Below are 756 nucleotides of genomic sequence, written 5' to 3'. Positions count from 1 at the left end.
GGTGACTTGGTCGCCAGTCTGAATGTCGAAACCGGCATCGCTGGGTTTGCCCCCGTCGAGCAGGTTCACCGATTCGACGCGACCGACGAGCGCATGCTCAGAATCCACGGGAAAGGCATCTCGGCGCTCGTTACGGCCGACCACCGGTGGCCCACCTGGGAGCGTAATAGGCGCGGCGGCAGCGCCACGATGCGGTGGCGCACAACCAGGGACCTCACGTCGGAGTCCATGGTCAAGCGCTCAGCCCCGTTCAACCTGCCGAAAGCCTCCGGTGTCCGCAACGAACTGGTGGAGTTGGTCGGATGGGCATGGACCGAGGGTAACTTCCGCGCCCATGGACGGCTACACATCTATCAGTCGCGTAGCCACAACCCGGACAACTGCCGGCGGATCACTGCGGCACTCACCGCCCTATATGGGCCCCCAGGACGCCGCACCGATGGCCGCGCCTACTGGACGGTGAGCGACTGGGGAGACCAGCGCTGCTGGAGGCTGAACCGCGCTGCCGCCGCGCCAGTTGCGGGTGCACTCGTCAACAAGGCCCCTGCTCACGAGTGGATGCTATGCCTCACACAGGCGCAACTCGACCTTCTTATCGAGGTCTCGATGCTGGCGGACGGGACTCGTCGCGTTCGTGACCTGACCCATGAGGCGACTCTGACCCAAGGTGACCCGGATCGGTGCGATGCGTTCCAGTTCGCCGCCATCCTGGCCGGGCACTCCACGTCAGTGCGCACGTGGCACCAGCGGTATCGC

The 756-nt window shown here is 65.3% G+C and carries 1 protein-coding gene; it reads left to right on the top strand.

The window, feature by feature from the left end:
* Positions 1-228: 228 nt before the first annotated feature.
* On the top strand, positions 229-756 hold a 528-nt coding region (locus Q5762_RS36870), incomplete at its 3' end, for a hypothetical protein (protein ID WP_315896682.1).

It is taken from the genome of Streptomyces sp. P9(2023) (assembly GCF_032436795.1).
Taxonomy (GTDB): domain Bacteria; phylum Actinomycetota; class Actinomycetes; order Streptomycetales; family Streptomycetaceae; genus Streptomyces.
The sequence above is the reverse complement of the archived record's forward strand: the minus strand, read 5'-3'. Positions and strand labels throughout refer to the sequence as shown.